Here is a 19,640-nt window from a genome sequence, read left to right as displayed (position 1 = left end):
TGGTCACATGAGTAACTCCCGTCCCTCTGGTACTGCAGCACCGCTGTGGTCTGCGCTGGACGACTACGAGCAGCACCTGCGCCACGTCGTCGGACGCAGCGAGAACACAATCCGCGCCTACCGACGGGACCTCGACAGCGCGCTGGAAGGCCTGGAGCGCATTGAGGAGTTCGACCTGGACCGCGCCCGCGACGTGCTGGGCTGGGCGGTGGATAACGGAGCCAGCCGGGCGAGCCTTTCCCGGCTGGCCTCCAGCATGCGGGGCTTCGGAGCCTTCCTTGCCCACCGCGGCTTCGTGCAGGCCAACCCGGTCGCCGCGCTGAAGGCTCCGAAGCCGCAGCGCACGCTGCCGCGCGTACTGCGCGCCGACCAAGCTTCCGACATGCTCAACGGCTTGCAGCCCGAGGAGGGCTCCACCACGCCCAGTACCATCCGCGACTGGGCCATGGTCGAGCTGTTGTATGCCACTGGCATCCGCGTCTCCGAGCTGACGGGCTGCGACGTAGACGACGTGGATTTTTCCAACCGCCTCCTCCGCGTGACAGGCAAGGGCAACAAGACTCGCGTGGTTCCCTTCGGAGCCACCGTGGTGACGGCCCTGGAGAAATGGCTCGAGGTGCGCGGCGACATGGCCATGGGAACCCCGGCTCTTTTCGTGGGCGTGCGCGGTAGGCGCATTGACCCCCGCCAGGTGCGCACCGTGGTGAACCGCGTGACCCAGGCCGGCCCCGGCCCGCGCCTGTCTCCCCACGGGCTGCGGCACTCCGCGGCCACGGCAATCCTGGAGGGCGGCGCGGACCTCCGCGTGGTGCAGGAGCTTCTCGGCCACTCGAATATGTCCACCACGCAAATCTATACCCACGTCGGCACCGAGCGTCTGAAGGCCGTCTTTAATCAGGCGCATCCCAGAGCCTGACCCGCACGGAACCGAGAAGCGTCATCGGGTCGATGTACACCCGCCCCTTGCCTTCGAAGCGCGCGCCCCAGGACAGCCCTGGCGATTTCCGGGCATGCTCAGGCAAGTTGGCGACATCCGCCAGCACGCCGATGACCTCGCCCCGGCGCACCTTTTGACCGGCGCGCACGCGCGCCACGACGGGCTCATAAGTGGTGCGTATCCCATCTGCGTGGCTGATGGAGACCACCGGCGTGCCGGCGACCACACCAGCGAAAGCAACGGTGCCACCCCGGCTGGCTACGATCACTTGGCCGGGAGATGCCTGCAGATCCACACCACGGTGTCCCGGTTCCCACACAGCATCCGGAATGTCCGCAGCGCGGATCACCTGTGCACCCCTCGCAGTCGGCAGCCTATGGGAGCGGACTATGCGGGACGCTGCGGGTTGGGGAGCGTCAGATTGAGGAGTGGCGGGCTCGGAAGCGGCAAGCGGCAAGGGGACAGGCGGGGCGCCAACCCAGAGGAAAGCCAGCGCAAGCATTAAGGATACGGTGCGGTTTAGCCGTGGGATCATGGCTAAAGATGATGCGTGGGGGCGTCACCAAAAAGAAATGGCAAATCGGCGAGGCTGTGGATAACTAAAAGTTGTCCACAGAAACGGCACAACGCGCGGAAGTTGGACTTGTTTAGGCAGCGTGAATGGGGGTAGGGTAGCAGGCGCAGTATGCCCGGATTCGTCTGCCGCAATTTCCTGATGCGCACGATGTCAGGGAAGTGCACTCGGTTTCGCGAAGACCGAGAGGCGAAGTAAGGCGACTGACTACGCGTAGATATTCGCACCCCACCTAATGGCTCACCAGCACGGTCCCGCTAGAAGAAGCGGGCGAACATGGCGAGCCACAGCTACACCGGGGATTATCTGCCAGGATGGTGCATAAGCCACGCACGTAGAGTGAGTGTCGAGTGCATCGTGAGGAAAACCGTCAAACCCTAAACTTTGAAAGCGAGGAAGGGGCGGCGCCGACCACACGGCCGGCTAGAAGAAATACGCCCCTGTAACACCATGGCTGTTGTTACTATGCGCGAGCTGCTGGACGCTGGTGTCCACTTCGGTCACCAGACCCGTCGTTGGAACCCGAAGATGAAGCGCTTCATCTTCACCGACCGCAACGGCATCTACATCATCGACCTGCAGCAGACCCTGACCTACATCGACGAGGCATACGAGTTCGTCAAGGAGACCGTCGCACACGGCGGCAACATCCTGTACGTCGGCACCAAGAAGCAGGCTCAGGAAGCAGTTGCCAACGAGGCAGAGCGCGTGGGCATGCCCTACGTCAACCACCGCTGGCTCGGCGGCATGCTGACTAACTTCCAAACCGTTGCTAAGCGTCTGCACCGCCTCAAGGAGCTGCAGGCAATGGACGCAGCTGAGGACGGCTACAAGGGCCGCACCAAGAAGGAAGTTCTGATGCTGACACGCGAGCGCAACAAGCTGGAGCGCGTCCTCGGCGGCATCGCAGACATGACCAAGACCCCGTCCGCTCTGTGGATCGTCGACACCAACAAGGAGCACATCGCTGTCTCCGAGGCACAGAAGCTGAACATCCCGGTTGTCGCAATCCTGGACACCAACTGCGACCCGGACGTTGTCGACTACCCGATCCCGGGCAACGACGACGCTATCCGCTCCGCAAACCTGCTGACTAGCATCATCTCCTCCGCAGTCGAGGCTGGCCGCCAGGCCCGTGCCGAGCGCCAGGAGGCTGCAGCCAAGGAAGCTGCCGGCGACGCTGACAAGGCACCGGCTGAGGCTGAGAAGACCGAGGCAAAGGCCGAGGACAAGACCGAGGCATAAGCTGCTTTAGTGCTAGCGACATAGCGCCCACCCCCGTATGGGACACAGTTTAAGACCCGTGTCCGACGGGCGTGGGCGTTACTTGTAACCTAGGCTGGAAAACAGGACTGAATTTAGAAACTGTTATTTCAGCCACGATGAACACTTCCACCAGAAGGAGGATCGCCCCACATGGCGAACTACACCGCTGCAGACGTTAAGAAGCTCCGCGAGATCACCGGCGCCGGCATGATGGACTGCAAGAAGGCCCTGGAAGAAGCCGCAGGCGACTTCGACAAGGCCATTGAGATCCTGCGCATCAAGGGCGCTAAGGACGTGGGCAAGCGCGCAGAACGCTCCGCCTCCGAGGGCCTGATCGCCGTTTCCGGCAACACCATGATCGAGGTCAACGCTGAGACCGACTTCGTGGCCAAGAACTCCGAATTCATCGAGTTCGCCGACAAGGTCGCAGCCGCTGCGGCCGAGGTCAAGGCTAACTCCCGCGAGGAGCTCGAGGCCGTTGAGGTTGATGGCCAGAAGGCTGTCGACGCTCTGCAGCAGCTGTCCGCAAAGATCGGCGAGAAGCTGGAGCTGAAGCGCGCCACCACCATCGAGGGCGACAAGGTTGCTGTCTACATGCACCACCGCTCCGCTGACCTGCCGCCGGCAGTTGGCGTGCTGGTTGCCTACGAGGGTGACGACGAGGGCGCAGCCAAGGCCGCCGCTATGCAGGTTGCCGCTCTGAAGGCTAAGTACCTGAGCAGCGACGAGGTCCCGGCTGAGACCGTCGCTAAGGAGCGCGAGATCGCCGAGGCTACCGCCCGCGAAGAGGGCAAGCCGGAGAAGGCTCTGCCGAACATCATCGAGGGCCGCCTGAAGGGCTACTTCAAGGACGTTTGCCTGCTGGACCAGCCGTCCGTCACCGAGTCCAAGAAGTCTGTAAAGCAGGTTATGGACGAGGCAGGCGTAACCCTGAAGGGCTTCAAGCGCTTCGAGGTTGGCCAGGCATAGCCACCTATCGCCAGGCATGAAGCCTCGCATTTCAAGGCCTCGGCCCGAAAGGGTGCCGAGGCCTTTTCCTATGTCTTGGGTGGGGTAGTATGGCCAGCAGTGCAAAACACGTCGACAAAGGAGATTCCCCGGTGACTACAGCCGAAAACCGCGAAGGCTACAAGCGCGTCATGTTGAAGCTGGGGGGTGAGATGTTCGGCGGCGGCAAGGTCGGCATCGATCCCGACGTCGTACAGAACGTGGCACGACAGATCGCGGAGGTTTCCAAGTCCGGCGTGGAAGTCGCCGTAGTCATCGGCGGCGGCAACTTCTTCCGCGGCGCAGAGCTGCAGCAGCGCGGCCTGGACCGTTCCCGCTCCGACTACATGGGCATGCTCGGCACGGTCATGAACTGCCTGGCCCTGCAAGACTTCCTGGAGCAGGAGGGCGTGGACTGCCGCGTGCAGACCGCCATCCAAATGACGCAGGTCGCAGAGCCCTACCTGCCGCTGCGCGCCTCCCGCCACCTGGAGAAGGGGCGTGTCGTTATCTTCGGCGCGGGCATGGGCATGCCGTACTTCTCCACCGACACCACCGCCGCCCAGCGCGCCCTGGAGATCGGCTGCGAGGTGCTACTGATGGCCAAGGCCGTCGACGGCGTGTACAGCGACGATCCGCGCACCAACCCGGATGCGGAGCTCTTTCACGAGATCACCCCGTGGGAGGTCATCGAGAAGGGGCTCAAGGTTGCCGACGCCACCGCGTTCTCCCTATGCATGGACAACAAGATGCCGATCCTGGTGTTCAACCTGCTCACCGAGGGCAATATCGCCCGTGCGATCAACGGCGAGCGCATCGGCACCCTGGTCGATGGCAACGTCGGTGCCCGCTAAAGAGCCAACATAACCTGATCCCTAAACCCATATCCACACCTTAAGCTGGTAAATTTCTAATCATGATTGACGATATTCTGCTTGAGTCCGAAGAGCGCATGACTAGCTCCGTGGAGTACGCCCGCGAGGATCTGACGACCATCCGCACCGGTCGCGCCAACCCCTCCATGTTCAACGGCGTTGTCGCCGAGTATTACGGCGTTCCCACTCCGATTACCCAGATGGCCACCATCAGTGTTCCGGAGCCCCGCATGCTGCTGATCAAGCCTTACGAGCAGTCCACCATGGATGCGATCGAGAACGCTATCCGCAACTCCGACCTGGGCGTCAACCCCACCAACGACGGCCAGGTACTGCGCGTAACGATCCCGCAGCTCACCGAGGAGCGCCGCAAGGAAATGGTCAAGATGGCCAAGTCCAAGGGCGAGGACGCGAAGATCGCCATCCGCAACATCCGCCGCAAGGGCATGGAGCAGCTGGGCAAGATCCAGAAGGACGGCGAGGCCGGCGAGGACGAGGTTCGCGCGGCCGAAAAGGACTTGGAGAAGATCACCCACAACTACGTCGAGCAGGTTGATTCCCTGGTCGAGGCCAAGGAGAAGGAACTGCTCGAGGTTTAACTCGAGCGCCTGCCAGCCCCCGCGCACGAAAGGCCGATTTCCCATCGTTGCTCGCCCGAAACCCAAGAATGGTCCCGGCCGGGATCTGAAACAGGCCATCGCTGTCGGCGTATTTCTGGGCGCCATCGCCATTGCGGGGCTCTTTACACCGTTCGCATGGTATCCGCTGGTGGCCTTGGCCTTGTCGCTGGCGGTTTATGAAGTCTGGCGCCGGCTCTACGAGGGCGGCTATGTGCTGAACCTGCCCGTCCTCTTTTTAGGCGCGCAGGTGATCGTGTGGCTCTCGTGGCCCTTCGGGCCGACGGGCGCGCTGGCGGGCTTCGTCATCAGCGTGTTGCTGCTGATGGTGACGCGCCTATTCCACCATGGGCGCTCCTCGCCACCGCATAACTATCTTCGGGATACGGCGGTCGGCGTCTTTGTGCTGACGTGGATCCCCCTGTTCGGCAGCTTCGCAGCCATGCTGTCGCGCATGGAGCGCGATCACATCGACGGCTGGGCCTTCATCGTCACGTTCATGCTGTGTGTTGTGGGCTCCGACGTGGGCGGTTACATCGCCGGCGTCCTTTTCGGCACGCACCCGATGGCGCCCGCGGTCAGCCCCAAGAAGTCCTGGGAGGGCTTCGTCGGCTCGCTGATCCTATCCACCGCCATTGGCGTGGCCTGCGTGACGTTGCTGCTTTCCGGCCCGTTCTGGGTCGGACTGCTGCTGGGCCCCGGCCTGGCCTGCTGCGCCACCCTCGGCGACCTGGTGGAGTCGCAGTTCAAGCGCGACCTCGGGATCAAGGACATGTCGGGCATGCTGCCGGGGCACGGCGGCCTGATGGATCGCCTGGACGGCATGTTGCCTTCGGCGATGATCACCTGGGTTGTGCTGAATATGCTCAGCGGCGTGTAGCTATTCCGTAACCTGCTTGCGCAGTTGCACGATGCGCACGCCGCCGACCAGCGCCATGATCAGCGCACCGACAATCGCGGCGATCAGCATGCCCACACCGATCGGGAAGGTCATCGTCCAGCCCAGCAGCTGCAGCTCGGCGGATTCCTGGTTCTGCAGGATAAACACTAGCAACAGGATCAGCAGCAGCACGCCGACGATAAGCGCCACCCACGTCGTTCCCGCCAGGGTCTTCTTCACCTCGCGGTGCTCGCTGTTCTTTTTTGGTGACGCCGGATTCTGCGCCGAGGTTCCAGCTGGAGGCTTAGTGTGCGTTGTCGGCGGGTGCGAAGGAATGTTAGCCGGTTGCTTGTTGGTCGGCTGCGGTATGGACTTCCGGTTGTTGTCGCTCATACCTACCATTCAACGGCATAACCTGGTGGGGTTCAGATTTTCGCAATGTGAGGGTTACCCCCGTTACGTGCAATAATGGGCGCATCATGGCTACACCAGTAAAACTTCAGTTCGCAGCACCCAAAAGGGGGATGCCGCCAGTGCACATGGCGGATCTCGATGAGGAGACGCTCAAGGAGCGGGTGCAGGAGCTCGGCCTGCCGAAGTTCCGGGCGGATCAGATTCGACGTCAATACTACGGCCGCCTGCAGGGCGACCCGATGGTGATGACCGACCTGCCCGAGCCCAAGCGCGCGTCGGTAAAGGATGCTCTTTTCCCCGAGCTGATGCACCCCATGCGTAACATGGAGGCCGACGACGGCGAGACGCGCAAAACGCTGTGGCGCCTGCACGACGGCACGATGCTGGAAAGCGTGCTGATGCGTTACCCGGGGCGCGCCACGCTGTGCATTTCCTCCCAGGCGGGTTGCGGCATGGCTTGTCCATTCTGCGCGACAGGCCAGGGCGGCCTGGATCGCAACCTCTCCGTGGGCGAGATGGTGGAGCAGGCTCGCGCGGCGGCTAGCACGATGCAGGAGGAGGGTGGTCGCCTGTCCAACATCGTGTTCATGGGAATGGGGGAGCCACTGGCCAACTACAAGCGCGTGGTGGACACCATCCGCAAGGTGTCCGCACCAGCGCCGGATGGCTTCGGCATTTCCCAGCGCAACATCACCGTGTCGACGGTCGGGCTGGCCCCGGCGATCCGCAAGCTGGCGGACGAGGAGATGAAGGTTCGCCTGGCCGTCTCCCTACACACCCCGGACGACGAGTTGCGCGACGAGCTCGTCCCGGTGAACAACCGCTGGTCGGTGGAGGAGGTGCTGGACGCCGCGCGCTACTACGCGGATACCTCCGGCCGTCGCGTCTCCATTGAGTACGCACTGATCCGCGACATGAACGACCAGCCGTGGCGCGCGGACCTGCTGGGGAAGAAGCTACGTGGAGCGCTGGGCACGAAGGTGCACGTCAACCTGATTCCGCTGAACCCCACGCCCGGCTCCAAGTGGGATGCCTCCCCGAAGGACCGGCAGGACGAGTTCGTCCGCCGTGTGGAAGCCCAGGGCGTGCCCTGTACCGTGCGAGACACGAAGGGCCAGGAGATCGCCGCGGCCTGTGGCCAGCTGGCGGCAGAAGAGCGATAAAAAAACTGCGCAGGCTTTAAAGCAGCCTGCGCAGTAAAAATTTTTTGGGGGCTAAAAACTAGCGGATCAGAGCTAGCGATTCAGCGTAGCCGGGTCGATGTTCTGGCTGCGCAGCTCATCGTCGCTCAGGTCGGCGTAAGCACCCGTCAGGTTCAGCTGGTCAGCGGACCAGACCGGCTCCACATGGTCCTCGGGCTTGTTGCGAGCGGTAACGGTCGTGCGCTGCTTGAAGGTCGGGCGGGCCACCCACAGGCCAACGCCGAGGAAGACCACGACTGCCAACACGATCAGCCAGATGTTCTCAACGTTGCCCTTGTGGTTGCCGAAAAGCATGCCCAGCAAGAACAGGCCGCCGATGACACCGGCGGTAATGATTCCGCGACGCGGAAGCTCGCTCCAGCCCCAAGCCGCAGACGGAACGTCCGCGGTGGATACGCCGTTGTAAACTTCAGCTTCCTTAGAGTGTTGCGCCACCGTTTCCTCCTGAAAGTCAAAAAAATTCTATCCCCGCTATTTTGACACATCGGGACAAGAATGTCCCTATCCGTGCGCAGGCGTGGCCAGGAAAGTACCCAATTTAGGTGGGGAGACGGGGCGCCATAAAGAAAAGAAATAGAATGGACCGCGTGAAAACGCGAGTAGTAGTACTAGGCAGCACCGGATCCATCGGCACCCAAGCGCTGGAGGTGATGGCGGATAACCCAGAGCGCTTCGAGCTGGTTGGCATTTCCGCGCACGGCTCCAAGCCGGACGTGCTGGCGCAGCAGGCCCGCGACTTTGGACTGGATCTTGCGCGCGTGGCGGTGGCCTCCGAGCACACGGCGGAGTGGCTGGACGGGGAGTTCGGCGCCCACTGCATCCGTGGCAAAGATTCCGCCCGTGAGCTGGTCGAGGCCATAGGGCCGGAACTGGGGGAGGGCGACGTTATCTTGAATGCCCTAGTCGGCTCTCTGGGGCTCGACGCGACCCTGGCCACCTTGGGTACTAAGGCGAAGCTGGCGCTGGCGAACAAGGAATCCCTCGTCGCAGGCGGCCAGCTGGTGCTGAGGGCGGCGGACGAGGGGCAGCTGATCCCCGTGGATTCCGAACACTCCGCTATGGCGCAGTGCCTGCGTTCCGGGCGGGTGGACGAGGTGGACTCGCTGGTGCTCACCGCCTCGGGCGGCCCTTTCCGCGGCTACACGCGCGCTCAGCTGGAGGACGTAACCCCGCTGCAGGCCGCCAACCATCCAACTTGGTCGATGGGGCAGATGAACACCCTTAACTCCGCGACGATGGTCAACAAGGGGCTGGAACTGATTGAGGCCAGCCTGCTGTTCGGCATCCCCGCCGAGAAGATCGATGTGACGGTTCACCCGCAGTCGATCGTCCACTCCATGGTCACCTTCATTGACGGGGCGACGATCGCCCAGGCCTCCCCGCCGTCGATGAAACTGCCGATTTCCCTGGCCCTGGGCTGGCCCGACCGGATCGCGGACGCACAGCCCAAGCTGGACTTTTCCCAAGCAACCGACTGGCACTTCGAACCGCTGGACGACGAGGTCTTCCCGGCCGTTATCCTGGCACGCCAGGCGGTCACTGCCGGGGGAACGATGCCCGCGGTTTATAATGCTGCGAATGAGGAAGCGGCTGTCGAGTTCCTCAACGGCAGGCTCAGCTTCCCCCGCATTGTGGACACGATTGCGGCAACCATGGAGGCTTGCCAGCACTTGTCTGCCGAACCCAACGATCTGGAAGATGTCCTGGCTGCGGAGCGCGAAGCCCGAGCCAAGGCGCACGAAAGGATGGCCACGTGGCTTTTGGACTAGGGGTCCTTCTCTTCGCCCTAGGCATCGCTCTATCCATCGCCCTGCACGAGGCGGGGCACCTGATTGCCGCCCGCATGTCCGGCATGCGCGTGCGGCGCTACTTCATCGGCTTCGGCCCGACGATCTTTAGCTTCCGCAAAGGCCACACCGAATACGGCCTGAAGGGAGTACCTCTCGGTGGTTTCTGCGACATCGCGGGCATGACGAAGCTGGACGAGATGACCGACGAAGAGCGCCCGTATGCCATGTACGACAAGCCGGCGTATCGGCGCATCTTCGTCATGCTCGGCGGCATCATCATGAACATCCTGCTGGCGCTCGGCATCCTCTACGGGGTGGCGCTGGCCTGGGGGCTGCCGGACCGCAACGTGGTCTTTACTCCCACCGTCGAATCCACCCAGTGTGCACCGGCGAAGCAAAATTCGGATGGCACTCTGCAAGAGTGTTCGGGAGACGGTCCCGCGGCGGAATCTGGCGTCCAAACCGGCGATACCTTCCTCTCCGTAAACGGCGAAGAGACAGAAGACTTCCGGGAGTTCACCAAGGCCATCGCCACCGAGGCCGAGCGCGCCGCCGACGACGGTAAGCAGGTCGGCGACCGCATCACGGTCCCGGCAGTCGTCGACCGCAACGGACGGCACAAGAACCTCGACCTACAGATTGAACTGGTCGAGCGCATGAACTCCGCCGGCAACACCATGACCTCCGGCGCCGTCGGCATCCGCGCCAAGCGCCCGGAGCTCGTGATCAACCAGTACAACCCCGCCAGCGCGGTGGGCGGCACGCTGTCCTTTACCGGCGGCATGGTCAACGACACCTTCCACGGCCTGATAGCCCTGCCGCAGCGCGTGCCGGGCGTGGTCGAGTCCATCTTCGGCGGCAACCGCGAGGACGATTCCCCGATGAGCGTGGTCGGCGCCTCCCGCGTCGGCGGCGAGCTGGTGCAGTACCAGCAGTGGATGAGCTTCCTCATGACCTTGGCGAGCCTGAACCTCTTCCTGGCCGCCTTCAACCTGGTGCCGCTGCCACCGCTGGACGGCGGGCACATCGCTGTGGTGATTTACGAAAAGATCCGCGACTTCTTCCGCCGCCTGCGCGGCAAGCAGCCCGGCGGACCGGCCGACTATACGAAACTGATGCCGCTGACGTATGCGGCCACGGCGGTGCTGCTGGTGTTTGGCATTATCGTGATCGTCGCCGATGTGGTTAACCCGATCCGTATTTTCTAGTTAATTGACGCCCGCCTCTGCACCCGCCGATGGGCGCGTAGAATTGGTGAGAGTTTCAACGGCATTCACGACTGAAAGGTTGTCTTCGTACATGTCTGGTATTTCCCTGGGTATCCCCGACGGTCCGCCTCCGGTTCTGGCCCCGCGGCGCAAGACTCGCCAACTTATGGTCGGCGGGGTAGGAGTCGGCAGCGACCACCCGATCTCGGTGCAGTCGATGACCACCACGAAGACGCACGACGTTAATGCGACGCTACAGCAGATCGCCCAGCTGACCGCCTCCGGCTGCGACATCGTCCGCGTGGCTTGCCCGAAGACGGTGGATGCCGAGGCTCTGCCCGCGATTGCCGCGAAGTCCCCGATCCCGGTGATCGCGGACATTCACTTCCAGCCGAAGTACATCTTCAGCGCTATCGACGCAGGTTGTGCGGCGGTGCGCGTGAACCCCGGCAACATCAAGGAGTTCGACGGCCGAGTCAAGGAGGTTGCGAAGGCCGCCGGGGATGCGGGCATTCCGATCCGTATTGGCGTCAACGCCGGTTCGCTGGACAAGCGCATCATGGAGAAGTACGGGAAGGCCACGCCCGAGGCGCTGGTCGAATCCGCGCTGTGGGAAGCCAGCCTATTTGAGGAGCACGGCTACGGCGACATCGCCATCTCCGTGAAGCACAACGACCCGGTCGTGATGGTGGAGGCCTACCGCCAGCTCGCCGCCCAGTCGGATTACCCGCTGCACCTGGGTGTCACGGAGGCCGGCCCGGCCTTCCAGGGCACCATCAAGTCCTCTGTGGCTTTCGGAGCCCTGCTGGCCGAGGGCATCGGCGACACGATCCGTGTGTCCCTGTCCGCGGACCCGGTGGAGGAGATCAAGGTCGGCGACCAGATCCTGCAGTCACTGAACCTGCGCCCCCGTAAGCTCGAGATCGTGTCTTGCCCTTCCTGTGGTCGCGCGCAGGTGGATGTGTACAAGCTGGCCGACGAAGTCACCGCGGGTCTGGAGGGCATGGAGTTCCCACTGCGCGTGGCCGTCATGGGGTGTGTGGTGAATGGCCCAGGCGAAGCGCGTGATGCTGACCTGGGCGTGGCCTCCGGCAACGGCAAGGGCCAGATTTTCGTCAAGGGCGAGGTCATCAAGACCGTGCCGGAGGATCAGATTGTGGAAACCCTCATCGAGGAAGCTATGCGCATCGCCGAGGAGGAGGGCCTGGAGGCCGTCGAGGGCCAGAAGGCCGAGGTGCGGGTGACTAAGTAGTCGCCAGCTCTGCCTCGCTGGCCTTGCCGTCTACCAGCTCGATGCGGCGGTCCAGCGTGGCAAGTTGCTCCTGGTCGTGGGAGACGTACAGCACCGGTGTGTTGCGCTCGCGGGCCAGGTCCAAGATCAGTTCGGTGACGCGCTGTGCGTTGGCGGTATCCAGCGCCGCGGTCGGCTCGTCGACCAGCAGCAGTGCTGGATCGTTCATCAGGGCACGAGCCAGGTTCACGCGCGCCTGCTGGCCGCCGGAGAGCTCGGAAACCTTCGCATTCTCTCGCCCTTCCAGGCTCACTTCCTTGAGTAGGTGCTCGGCCTTTTCTTCTTGTTGACGCCACGTCTTGCCGCTGATGCCGAATGGCTTATCCAGGCGGCTCATCACCATGAGCTGTTCCTTGGCCGTCAGTGCCGGCAGCAGGTTCGGCTGTTGGAACACAATCCCCAGGTGACGGCGGCGGATCTCCGCGGCCTGGCGGCCGGAGACGGTACCGAGCTCTAGGGCGTCCGCGCCGTGCAGGGTGGCGGAGCCGGAGGTGGCGGTCTCCAGGCAGCCGATGATGGACAGCAGGGTGGACTTACCGGAACCTGAGGGGCCGGTGATGCCTACGACCTCGCCAGGATCCACGTCGAAGGTGACGTCCGTCAGCAGGTTGCGCTTGGTGGTTCCGTCGGTGATCTCGAGGGAGATGTTCTTTACTTCGAGTGCTGGGAAGATCATGAGTTCATTGCCTTTCGCGGATCGACCTTCATTACGGGGATGATGGACAGGCCGGCGCCGAGCAGGCCTGCTGCCAGCAGGATGGCGGCCGGGACGAGGGTGGTGTTGGCGGTGACGTCCATGGGGATTCCTTCCATGAACCCGCCGACGCCGACGGTGAGGAGGGTGCCTGCGGCGATGCCTACGAAGAGCACGACCAGCGCCTGGCCGACCGCGTCGCTTAGGATGCTGGAGCGCGTGCCGCCGAGCGCCACAGTGATCGCCACGCCGCGCAGGCGCTGCATCGTCCATACGGTGAAGAACGCACCCAGCACCAGGGCGGAGATCATGTAGAGCAGCACGATCATGAGGCTCAGGGAAGACTGCTCGCCTTTGTAGGATGCACTGGCTTCCAGTGCATCCTTGCCCTTCAGCATGACCGCGCCGTCGACCGGTTCTGCATCCTCGGCGACGACACCGAAGGCGGAGGCTCCGGGCAGGTTCTCCACCTCGGCGGTGCTCATCCAGTGGATGGGCTGGTGCTCGAGGTAGAGGTCCTCGCTGGGCTTGTCGCCTTCGTAGGACATCGCGATGAAAGCCTGACCCTCCGCATCCTTCGAGCGGGCCATCGTGACGACCTCTCCGCCACGGCTCTCAACCTCGCTGACTTGGGCGTCAGTAAGAGAACCAGTACTCAAGTTCACAGTGCCGCCGGAATCGTTCAGCACGAGTTGGCAATCGTTGCCGACCTTGTGCTCCAAGGCGGAGGCGGACTGATAGCTCAGGCCTGCCGACATGGAGCTCAGGAGCGTGACCATTGCGGTGATGAGCAGGACGGTCGTGATGATCAGCGCCGTCTTGCCACGGGATACGCGCAGCTCGCGGATCCCCTGAAACATGAATCCCCGAACCGGGGTTAACGACCTATTACTTAGCATGGTTCCTATTCTTCGCGCGTTATAGAAGGAACACATCGGGCTAAGGAGTAGTCTTTGCCTCATACTTTTGGCGGAGGCGGATAGCACCTTTCGGCCACTAGACTTGGTGGCGATCATGATACAAAAAGCCAAGTCAAACAAAGTCGTTGCACTGAACCGTGCCTGGGCTTACCTGGGTATGGGGCTCCACCTGCTGATGGCCCTGCTGATGGCCGTGGTCATCATCAGGGACGGCTGGTCGTGGAACGCGGTGGCCTTGTGCTTCATCTACGTTATGGGCCTGTGGCTGCGCCCCACCTGGCTGTGGCTGACGTTGGTCATCGCCACCTGGGCGTGCCTGCTGCTGGTGGCTCCGAGCGCCGTTTTCATGGCATTCGCGCTGTTCTTCCTATGCGTCGGCGTACTGCCACTGTGGCCGGCGATCGTGTGCAACGCAGTGGTGACCACCCTGTCGGTCTATCAGGGTGGCGAGGCACTGGGGCCGATCGTCGCCGCAGTGGTCGCCACCGTCGTCGGCGTGGGGTTCAAGGAACTGCGCGACGAAGCCAGCGCCCGCGAGGCAGCCAGCCGTCACGCAGGCGAAATGGGCGAGCGCACGCGCCTGGCCGGGGAGATCCACGACACTATCGCGCAGGGTCTAAGCTCCATTCACATGATTCTGCAGGCTGTAGAGAAGCGGGTGGAGGACCCGGAGGTGTTGGAGGACCTGCGTCTTGCCCGTACCACCGCCGAGGACAACCTGGCCGAAACCCGGCGCATCATCGCCGCACTGCAACCCGGCCCGCTGGTCGGCGGCGACCTGCCAATAGCCCTGGCGCGCGTGAGCTCCGGTACCCCACTGGGCGAGGCCTTGAGCTTCGAGGTCGAGGGTGAGCTCTATGACCTGGATGAGAAGGTGGAGCAGGAGCTCACCCGCATTGCGCAGTCCCTCGTCTCTAACGTGGTGAAGCACTCGGAGGCCACGCGCGCCCGGGTCACCCTGACTTACCAGAGCGACCTGCTCAGCCTCGATGTCGTGGACAACGGCCGGGGCATGGACGAAGAACTAGTCAGCAAGATCGCCGCCGACAAGATGAGCCTGTCGCCGGTCGGCCTGGCGGGCGTGCGGCGCCGCGCCAACCTGATCGGCGCGACCATGCACGTGGAAAGCTCGCCGGGCGCCGGCTGTGGTGTATCCATCCAGGTGCCGATTCGTTAGGAGTTTAGACAGTGCCAGACCAGCTACGTGTCCTGATCTGCGACGATCACCCCGTGGTGCGCGCCGGGATCGAGGCGATGCTGCGCGGAACGGGCGACGTGGAGATCGTGGCCTCTGTCGGCGACCCCGACCGCGCCGTCACCATCTGCGCTGAGGAACAGCCCGACGTGGTGCTTATGGATCTGCGCTTCGGAGAAAGCCCCAGCAGCGAGGGCGCAGAGTCCGGGGGAGTGCGTGCCACCCGCGCGATCCGCAAGCGCAAGCCCGCCCCGCAGGTGCTGATATTGACGAACTATTCCACCGACAGCGATGTCCTCGGCGCCATCTCCGCCGGCGCGGTGGGCTACCTCCTCAAAGATTGCGCCCCCGACGAGTTGGCCGAGGGCATCCGCCAGGCCGCTCGCGGGCAGACGGTGATGAACAAGAACATCATGGGCAAGCTCCGCGGCCGGCTGGCCAACCCTTTCGAGTCACTAACCAACCGCGAGCAGGAGGTGCTCACCCTCGCCAGTCAGGGCAAGTCCAACCGGGCGATCGCAAAGGACCTCATCCTCACCGAGGCGACCGTGAAGTCCCACATGGCGCACGTTTTCTCCAAGCTCAATGTGAGAAACAGAACAGCTGCCGTCGCCGTGGCGAGGGAACGCGGAATCATCGATTAACCCTGTTATTCTCTGTGCCTATGCGCACCACCTCTTGGACCCCTCGCCGGAGCATCACCGCGGCCGTCACGACGGCTGGCCTAGTGCTGGGCGCTGCGGCTTGTACGCCGAAACCCGATGTTGCTGATGACGCCGCCCAGGCCTTCCTCGCCGCCCTGTCCAATCCGGGCGAAGCCTCGCAGGCTGGAGGGGAGACCGATAACCCCGACAAGGCAACCCATGCCATCGCGAAGGCTTGGGAGTCTCTGCAGGCTGAGGGCCTGCAGACGGAGTTGAAGAACGTCAATACCCAGGACAACCAGGCCACCGCGCAGTATTCGATGCGCTGGGATCTGCCGGGCGGGCGCGAGTTTTCCTATGACTCCTCGATGAACCTCACCCGCACCGGCGACGACTGGTCCGTGCGCTGGCAGCCTGCGGTATTGCACCCGGAGCTGGGTGCCAACCAGCACCTGGAACTGCGCAGCGTTCCCGCCACTGTCGCCAACGTGGTGGGTTCTGACGGTGCGGTGCTGCTGGAGCCGGGTACCCAGTATCGCGTCCTCGTCGATCCGAATAAGGTTGCCAGCGTCCAGAGCGCCATGCAGCGCATCGCCGGCGAGCTGGATTCGCTGCGGGGAAGCGATAAATCTGTGCCCCGCATCGACCCGGTGGAGAAGGCCGAAGAGGCCGCTGATGTGGACGGGGAGTACTCCGTCCTGACCGTTAACCAGGGCCAGGGCAAGCGTCTGCAGGGCGCCCTCGGCAACGTCGAAGGAGTACGCCTCAACGAGGAGCCCGCCCTCGTGCGCCCTGACCCCTCCTTCGCTCCCGACATCATGGCGCGCGTCAGGGGTGTAGTGGAGAAGGATCTGCAGGGCGAGAGCGGCTGGAAGGTCGTCGCCGCCACCAGCGAGGGCAATGAGGTTGCCAAGGTCGGCGGCGAGGATCCGAAGTCTTCCCCGAGCGTCCACGTCTCTTTGTCGCGCAAGGTGCAGGAGGCCGCTCAGAAGGCCGTGGATACCCGCGCCGATTCCAAGGCGATGATGGTGGTTATGCGCCCATCGACTGGCGAGGTGCTCGCAGTCGCCCAGTCGGAGAAGGCCGACGAGGACGGCGACGTCGCCCTGATGGGCCAATACCCGCCGGGATCTACGTTCAAGATGCTCACCGCATACGCGGGCCTGCAGAAGCAGGGGCTCAGCCCAGATTCGATCGTCGGCTGCCCCGGCACCCAGGACATCGGCGGGCGCATCGTCACTAACTACAACAGCTTCTCGCTGGGCAACACCCCGCTGGAAAACGCCTTCGCTAAGTCGTGTAACACCACCTTCGCGGACATTTCGACCAAGCTGAAGCCGGGCGAACTGAAGGACATCTCAGCGCAGTTCGGCCTGGGCGCCGACTACGACATCGAGGGATTGGAGACCATCACCGGCTCCGTGCCCGAAGGCGAGAAGATGCTTGACCGCACCGAAGCTGGTTACGGCCAAGGCCTCGACCTCGCCAGCCCCTTCGGCATGGCTCTGGTTGCTTCAGCCGTGGCAGCCGGCAAGGCACCCACCCCGTACCTCATCGCTGGCGAGAACCACCACACGGAAGCCAAGAACGACGAGGCCAAGAAGGATGCCAAGAAGAAGCTGGATCCGAAGGCCATCGGGGAACTCCGCCACATGATGCGCGCCGTGGTCACCAACGGCTCCGGAAGTGGAGTCGCCGGCGCCGGCGAGGTCTATGCCAAGACCGGTGAGGCCGAGATCAACGAGGGGTCCCACAGCTGGCTCGCCGGATATCGCGGCGATCTGGCCTTTGCCACCCTCATTGTGTTGGGGGGCGGATCGGAGCACGCTACCTCCGTGACCGCCGACTTCTTCAAGAACCTGGATGGCCCGGAAGCGGAAGCGGAAGGGCGTCAAGAGTAAGATAGGGAGCCATGACTCGAGCACCTTTGACCCCCGGTAACCCCACGCCCATCCGCTCCGTCCCGGCCCACATCGAAAGGCCGGAGTACGCCTGGAAGGACAGCGTGCAGGAGAACGTGGGCGAGCCGTGGGTGCAGACTCCCGAGACCATCGAAAAGATGCGCGAGGCCAGCCGCATCGCCGCCGATGCTCTGCAGGCTGCAGGCGCTGCCGTTGCCCCCGGCGTGACTACCGATGAGGTCGACCGCGTGGCGCACGAGTACATGTGCGACCACGGCGCTTACCCCTCCACGCTTGGCTACCGGCACTTCCCGAAGTCCAGCTGTGTGAGCCTCAACGAGATCATCTGCCACGGCATCCCCGACAGCACCGTGATCCAGGACGGCGACATCGTCAACATCGACATCACCGCCTACAAGAACGGCGTGCACGGCGACACCAACGCAACCTTCCTAGCTGGTGACGTCTCCGAGGAGCACCGCCTGCTCGTCGAACGCACCGAAAAGGCAATGTGGCGCGGCATTAAGGCCGTGAAGCCCGGTCGGCAGATCAACGTCATCGGCCGCGTGATCGAAAGCTACGCCAAGCGCTTCGGCTACAACGTCGTGGAGGACTTCACCGGCCACGGCGTTGGTCCGACCTTCCACAACGGCCTTGTTGTGCTGCACTACGACCGCCCAACCATGTACACCGACCTGCTCGAGCCGGGCATGACCCTGACCATCGAGCCGATGATCAACCTCGGCGGCCTGGACTATGAAGTCTGGGACGACGACTGGACCGTCCAGACCAAGGATCGCCAGTGGACCGCGCAGTTCGAGCACACCCTAGTCGTCACCGAAGACGGCTACGAGGTTCTGACAATTCCCAGCGAGGGCTAGCTTGACCGGCTAACCTCCCAGAAGTATGGGAGACAAAACTACACCTCTGGGGCCCGGCCCTGCTCAACGTTCTGAACACCTGCGCCGCCTCGGCCCGTTCGGCGCCTTCGCCACGCGAGTGGGCGCCCGCGTGACCAAGAAGAAGAACCTCGGAGTGTTCGCCACCATCGGCCGCGCTCCGCGCCTATTTTTCTTCTGGCTGCTGTACGGCGGCTCGATGATGCCCTTCGGCTACCTCTCGCGCGTCGAAACCGAAATGATCATTCTGCGCGTCGCCTACCTGCGCGGAAGCGCCTACGAAGCCGACCAGCACCGTGCCCTCGCTGCAAAGGTTGGGGTCAAGGATATTGACGCCCTATTCCAGCCCGACCATGGCCGGTCCGGCCGCCACGGCACTCTGCTGGACGCAGCCGAGCAGCTCGTCCGCGACCGCGGGCTTTCCGACGACATGGCCCAGCGGCTGCGGGGGCTGCTGAGCGAGCGTGAGCAGGTTGCGTTCGTCATGCTGGTCACCAACTATGACGGTCTGGCCACGGCGCTGGACGTCATGGGGGTTCCAGTCGACGAGCCGCGCTAGGCAACCCTCCTGTGGGTTTTCGTGGTCGTAGCGCTGCACGTGATCCAACTGGCACTTGTGTGCAGGCACCGAGCATCCTGGGAAGCGGCACGTTCCATCGCGGCCTTCCACGCTGGCCCGCACCAGGGGTGTGGGGGAGTAGCCCTCGTTGCTCGCGGCTCCCGGAACTTGGACGTGCGTCACCCGCTTCATCCACGCCGGCGTGGCCAGCGAGCTGAGCCAGCCCCCTGCAGCCCAGATCTGTGAGTCCGGTTCGTCCACACTGCGGTACAGGTTTAGCGTCACCTCCGCCGTGGTCTGCCTGCGCACGAGCCTCATCAGCGCCTCGGCGCGGGAACAGGAACTGCTCTTGGAAACACTGTTGACCGCTTTGAGTATCTCGAGCCCCTCGAGCTTAGGTAGCGTCAAGAAGAAAACAGTGGTGGTATCGGGGCGATCGTCGATGTCGAGGCGCGCGGAAGAGCCTGCATCCGCATTCTTCGGTTCATCCGGTAGGGCCTGGGGATCGTGCTTGCGGATCACATTCTCGATGCGGCTGCGGATGGTTGCTCTGGCCAGCATGGCCTGGTTCGGGATGGTCGGGGAGATCGCCTTAAAAATTTTTTCCTCGAAGATTTCGGGGACGTCTGTTCTGACGGGGCTGAGGTATTCGGCCATGCATCGCAGCAGGTCAAGCGAGTAGGCGCCGGTACGGGCGAGCTCGAGGATGGTTGGGAAGCGGCGGAACATGTGGCCGATTTCTACCAGTGTTAGCGCGCGGTATTCCGTTAGGCCGAGGCGCACGGCT

At 63.4% G+C, this 19,640-nt stretch carries 20 protein-coding genes; 15 read left to right on the top strand and 5 right to left on the bottom strand.

The window, feature by feature from the left end:
- Nucleotides 1-7 precede the first annotated feature (7 nt).
- Nucleotides 8-916 (top strand): tyrosine recombinase XerC, encoded by a 909-nt coding sequence (locus MHX63_RS01545; RefSeq protein WP_239386943.1) that lies wholly within the window; start codon nucleotides 8-10, stop codon nucleotides 914-916.
- Here MHX63_RS01545 and MHX63_RS01540 read toward each other — a convergent pair.
- Complete coding sequence (locus MHX63_RS01540) at nucleotides 891-1,286, bottom strand: peptidoglycan DD-metalloendopeptidase family protein (RefSeq protein WP_239386942.1); 396 nt, start codon at nucleotides 1,284-1,286, stop codon at nucleotides 891-893. The genes MHX63_RS01545 and MHX63_RS01540 overlap by 26 nt on opposite strands.
- Before the next feature lie 675 nt (nucleotides 1,287-1,961).
- On the opposite strand from MHX63_RS01540, the gene rpsB reads away from it, so the two are divergent.
- From rpsB to MHX63_RS01515, 5 genes are all read left to right on the top strand, one after another.
- Nucleotides 1,962-2,756 carry a 30S ribosomal protein S2 gene (rpsB, locus tag MHX63_RS01535; RefSeq protein ID WP_239386941.1) on the top strand — a complete coding sequence of 265 codons (795 nt, stop codon included), beginning with the start codon at nucleotides 1,962-1,964 and terminating at the stop codon, nucleotides 2,754-2,756.
- A 171-nt stretch (nucleotides 2,757-2,927) separates the two neighbouring features.
- Nucleotides 2,928-3,746: a translation elongation factor Ts gene (gene tsf, locus MHX63_RS01530; protein ID WP_034986351.1), complete on the top strand. Its 819-nt coding sequence runs from the start codon at nucleotides 2,928-2,930 to the stop codon at nucleotides 3,744-3,746.
- Between the two features lie 89 nt (nucleotides 3,747-3,835).
- Entirely contained in the window at nucleotides 3,836-4,618 is a 783-nt protein-coding gene (gene pyrH, locus MHX63_RS01525; protein ID WP_049050452.1) for a UMP kinase, read from the top strand.
- 62 nt (nucleotides 4,619-4,680) lie between these two features.
- On the top strand, nucleotides 4,681-5,238 hold the full coding sequence (frr, locus tag MHX63_RS01520) for a ribosome recycling factor (protein ID WP_239386940.1): 558 nt from the start codon (nucleotides 4,681-4,683) through the stop codon (nucleotides 5,236-5,238).
- Nucleotides 5,239-5,281: 43 nt separating this feature from the next.
- On the top strand, nucleotides 5,282-6,136 hold the full coding sequence (locus tag MHX63_RS01515) for a phosphatidate cytidylyltransferase (protein ID WP_239387146.1): 855 nt from the start codon (nucleotides 5,282-5,284) through the stop codon (nucleotides 6,134-6,136).
- Here MHX63_RS01515 and MHX63_RS01510 read toward each other — a convergent pair whose 3' ends face one another.
- Nucleotides 6,137-6,529, bottom strand: coding sequence for a lipopolysaccharide assembly LapA domain-containing protein (locus MHX63_RS01510; protein WP_370643956.1), 393 nt, complete (start codon nucleotides 6,527-6,529; stop codon nucleotides 6,137-6,139).
- A gap of 86 nt (nucleotides 6,530-6,615) precedes the next feature.
- Here MHX63_RS01510 and rlmN point away from each other — a divergent pair, with 86 nt between their 5' ends.
- Complete coding sequence (gene rlmN, locus MHX63_RS01505) at nucleotides 6,616-7,713, top strand: 23S rRNA (adenine(2503)-C(2))-methyltransferase RlmN (protein WP_239386938.1); 1,098 nt, start codon at nucleotides 6,616-6,618, stop codon at nucleotides 7,711-7,713.
- A gap of 72 nt (nucleotides 7,714-7,785) precedes the next feature.
- Here rlmN and MHX63_RS01500 read toward each other — a convergent pair whose 3' ends face one another.
- A complete protein-coding gene (locus MHX63_RS01500) occupies nucleotides 7,786-8,187 on the bottom strand; it encodes a DUF2631 domain-containing protein (RefSeq protein ID WP_239386937.1) in 402 nt (133 codons plus the stop codon).
- A gap of 143 nt (nucleotides 8,188-8,330) precedes the next feature.
- Between MHX63_RS01500 and dxr the strand changes: the two genes are divergently transcribed.
- The 3 genes from dxr to ispG all read left to right on the top strand — a co-directional run bounded on the left by dxr (nucleotide 8,331) and on the right by ispG (nucleotide 12,002).
- Nucleotides 8,331-9,521, top strand: a complete 1,191-nt coding sequence (dxr, locus tag MHX63_RS01495) for a 1-deoxy-D-xylulose-5-phosphate reductoisomerase (protein ID WP_239386936.1) — start codon at nucleotides 8,331-8,333, stop codon at nucleotides 9,519-9,521.
- Nucleotides 9,506-10,750 carry an RIP metalloprotease gene (locus tag MHX63_RS01490; RefSeq protein WP_239386935.1) on the top strand — a complete coding sequence of 415 codons (1,245 nt, stop codon included), beginning with the start codon at nucleotides 9,506-9,508 and terminating at the stop codon, nucleotides 10,748-10,750. Before dxr ends, MHX63_RS01490 begins: the two co-directional genes overlap by 16 nt.
- 91 nt (nucleotides 10,751-10,841) lie before the next feature.
- Nucleotides 10,842-12,002, top strand: a complete 1,161-nt coding sequence (gene ispG / locus MHX63_RS01485) for a flavodoxin-dependent (E)-4-hydroxy-3-methylbut-2-enyl-diphosphate synthase (protein WP_011273699.1) — start codon at nucleotides 10,842-10,844, stop codon at nucleotides 12,000-12,002.
- On the opposite strand, the gene MHX63_RS01480 is transcribed toward ispG, so the two are convergent.
- Entirely contained in the window at nucleotides 11,995-12,717 is a 723-nt protein-coding gene (locus tag MHX63_RS01480; protein WP_239386934.1) for an ABC transporter ATP-binding protein, read from the bottom strand. The genes ispG and MHX63_RS01480 overlap by 8 nt on opposite strands.
- On the bottom strand, nucleotides 12,714-13,595 hold the full coding sequence (locus MHX63_RS01475) for an FtsX-like permease family protein (RefSeq protein ID WP_239386933.1): 882 nt from the start codon (nucleotides 13,593-13,595) through the stop codon (nucleotides 12,714-12,716). Before MHX63_RS01475 ends, MHX63_RS01480 begins: the two co-directional genes overlap by 4 nt.
- Before the next feature lie 154 nt (nucleotides 13,596-13,749).
- Between MHX63_RS01475 and MHX63_RS01470 the strand changes: the two genes are divergently transcribed.
- From MHX63_RS01470 to MHX63_RS01450, 5 genes are read left to right on the top strand one after another with little or no spacing between them, the layout of a single operon-like run.
- The gene (locus MHX63_RS01470; RefSeq protein ID WP_239386932.1) at nucleotides 13,750-14,832 is read left to right on the top strand and encodes a sensor histidine kinase; all 1,083 of its coding nucleotides are present in this window, start codon (nucleotides 13,750-13,752) and stop codon (nucleotides 14,830-14,832) included.
- 11 nt (nucleotides 14,833-14,843) lie between these two features.
- The gene (locus MHX63_RS01465) at nucleotides 14,844-15,494 is read left to right on the top strand and encodes a response regulator transcription factor (protein WP_239386931.1); all 651 of its coding nucleotides are present in this window, start codon (nucleotides 14,844-14,846) and stop codon (nucleotides 15,492-15,494) included.
- Between the two features lie 20 nt (nucleotides 15,495-15,514).
- On the top strand, nucleotides 15,515-17,395 hold the full coding sequence (locus tag MHX63_RS01460) for a penicillin-binding transpeptidase domain-containing protein (protein WP_239386930.1): 1,881 nt from the start codon (nucleotides 15,515-15,517) through the stop codon (nucleotides 17,393-17,395).
- 11 nt (nucleotides 17,396-17,406) lie between these two features.
- Nucleotides 17,407-18,276, top strand: coding sequence for a type I methionyl aminopeptidase (gene map, locus MHX63_RS01455; protein ID WP_239386929.1), 870 nt, complete (start codon nucleotides 17,407-17,409; stop codon nucleotides 18,274-18,276).
- A gap of 25 nt (nucleotides 18,277-18,301) precedes the next feature.
- Nucleotides 18,302-18,853 carry a carboxymuconolactone decarboxylase family protein gene (locus tag MHX63_RS01450; RefSeq protein ID WP_239386928.1) on the top strand — a complete coding sequence of 184 codons (552 nt, stop codon included), beginning with the start codon at nucleotides 18,302-18,304 and terminating at the stop codon, nucleotides 18,851-18,853.
- Nucleotides 18,854-19,640 lie beyond the last annotated feature (787 nt).

Source organism: Corynebacterium sp. ACRQK (genome assembly GCF_022345965.1).
Taxonomy (GTDB): domain Bacteria; phylum Actinomycetota; class Actinomycetes; order Mycobacteriales; family Mycobacteriaceae; genus Corynebacterium.
Note: the sequence above shows the minus strand (reverse complement) of the source record. Positions and strands in the feature narration are given on the sequence as shown.

What these genes read in the sequence shown, in the direction of transcription:
- MHX63_RS01510 (WP_370643956.1), bottom strand. Translation starts at nt 6,529, where the DNA reads ATGAGCGACAACAACCGGAAGTCCATACCGCAGCCGACCAACAAGCAA.
- dxr (WP_239386936.1), top strand. Translation starts at nt 8,331, where the DNA reads ATGGACCGCGTGAAAACGCGAGTAGTAGTACTAGGCAGCACCGGATCC.
- frr (WP_239386940.1), top strand. Translation starts at nt 4,681, where the DNA reads ATGATTGACGATATTCTGCTTGAGTCCGAAGAGCGCATGACTAGCTCC.
- MHX63_RS01460 (WP_239386930.1), top strand. Translation starts at nt 15,515, where the DNA reads ATGCGCACCACCTCTTGGACCCCTCGCCGGAGCATCACCGCGGCCGTC.
- pyrH (WP_049050452.1), top strand. Translation starts at nt 3,836, where the DNA reads ATGGCCAGCAGTGCAAAACACGTCGACAAAGGAGATTCCCCGGTGACT.
- tsf (WP_034986351.1), top strand. Translation starts at nt 2,928, where the DNA reads ATGGCGAACTACACCGCTGCAGACGTTAAGAAGCTCCGCGAGATCACC.
- MHX63_RS01475 (WP_239386933.1), bottom strand. Translation starts at nt 13,595, where the DNA reads ATGTTTCAGGGGATCCGCGAGCTGCGCGTATCCCGTGGCAAGACGGCG.
- map (WP_239386929.1), top strand. Translation starts at nt 17,407, where the DNA reads ATGACTCGAGCACCTTTGACCCCCGGTAACCCCACGCCCATCCGCTCC.
- MHX63_RS01480 (WP_239386934.1), bottom strand. Translation starts at nt 12,717, where the DNA reads ATGATCTTCCCAGCACTCGAAGTAAAGAACATCTCCCTCGAGATCACC.
- rlmN (WP_239386938.1), top strand. Translation starts at nt 6,616, where the DNA reads ATGGCTACACCAGTAAAACTTCAGTTCGCAGCACCCAAAAGGGGGATG.
- MHX63_RS01470 (WP_239386932.1), top strand. Translation starts at nt 13,750, where the DNA reads ATGATACAAAAAGCCAAGTCAAACAAAGTCGTTGCACTGAACCGTGCC.
- ispG (WP_011273699.1), top strand. Translation starts at nt 10,842, where the DNA reads ATGTCTGGTATTTCCCTGGGTATCCCCGACGGTCCGCCTCCGGTTCTG.
- rpsB (WP_239386941.1), top strand. Translation starts at nt 1,962, where the DNA reads ATGGCTGTTGTTACTATGCGCGAGCTGCTGGACGCTGGTGTCCACTTC.
- MHX63_RS01450 (WP_239386928.1), top strand. Translation starts at nt 18,302, where the DNA reads ATGGGAGACAAAACTACACCTCTGGGGCCCGGCCCTGCTCAACGTTCT.
- MHX63_RS01545 (WP_239386943.1), top strand. Translation starts at nt 8, where the DNA reads ATGAGTAACTCCCGTCCCTCTGGTACTGCAGCACCGCTGTGGTCTGCG.